At 76.4% G+C, this 1,065-nt stretch carries 1 protein-coding gene; it reads left to right on the top strand.

What is annotated here, in order from left to right; genetic code table 11:
- Positions 1-1,065, top strand: a 1,065-nt coding sequence (locus IE249_RS37770) for a BTAD domain-containing putative transcriptional regulator (RefSeq protein ID WP_268249704.1), incomplete at both ends; no start/stop codon positions are given.

The raw sequence follows: 1,065 nt of genomic DNA, 5'->3' as shown, positions 1-1,065 counted from the left end.
CGGCTCGAGGAATGGCGGCTCCAACTGCTGGAGTCCCGCCTGGACATGGACCTGGAGCAGGGCTGCCACGCGGAGGCGGTCTCGGAGCTGACCGCGCTGACGGCGGCCCATCCGCTGCGGGAGCGGCCGCGCGAGTTGCTGATGCTGGCCCTGTACCGCAGCGGCCGGCAGGCGGAGGCGCTGGCCGTCTACGCCGACACCCGCCGGCTGCTCGCCGACGAGCTGGGCGTGGATCCCCGGCCGGAGCTGCGCGAGCTCCAGCAGCGCATTCTGCGGGCCGACCCCGTCCTCGCCGAGCCGCCCTCGCCCGTGGCCGCGCCCCCCGTGGCCGCCGTGCGGCCCGCTCAACTGCCGGCCACCGTGCCGGACTTCACCGGGCGGGCGTCCTTCGTGGCCGAGCTGGGCGAGGTGCTGGCCTCGGCGGAGGGCCGCGTGATGGCGGTGTCCGCGCTCGCGGGCATCGGCGGGGTGGGCAAGACCACGCTCGCCGTCCACGTGGCCCACCGGGCGCGGGCCGCCTTCCCGGACGGACAGCTCTACGTCGACCTCCAGGGCGCCGGGCCCAGACCCGCGGAGCCGGAGACGGTGCTCGGCGCCTTCCTGCGCGCCCTCGGCACGGCGGACTCGGCGGTGCCGGACTCGCTGGAGGAGCGGGCGGCGCTGTACCGGTCGGTGCTGGACGGGCGCAGGGTGCTGGTCCTGCTGGACAACGCGCGCGACGCGGCGCAGATCAGGCCGCTGCTGCCGGGCACGGAGGGGTGCGCGGCGCTGGTGACCTCACGGGTGCGGATGCTGGACCTGGCGGGGGCGCACCTGGTGGACCTGGACGTGATGTCCCCCGAGGAGGCGCTCCAGCTGTTCACCCGGATCGTCGGCACGGAACGGGTGGCCGGCGAGCGTGAGGCCGCCCTCGACGTTGTGGCGGCCTGCGGGTTCCTGCCGCTGGCCATCCGGATCGCCGCCTCGCGGCTCGCCGCCCGGCGCACCTGGACGGTGTCGGTGCTGGCGGCCAAGCTGGCCGACGAGCGGCGGCGGCTGGACGAGCTCCAGGCGGGCGACCTCGCA

Origin of the sequence: Streptomyces anandii JCM 4720, from assembly GCF_014650655.1 — a bacterium.
Classification (GTDB): Bacteria; Actinomycetota; Actinomycetes; order Streptomycetales; family Streptomycetaceae; genus Streptomyces; species Streptomyces anandii.
The sequence above is the reverse complement of the archived record's forward strand: the minus strand, read 5'-3'. Positions and strand labels throughout refer to the sequence as shown.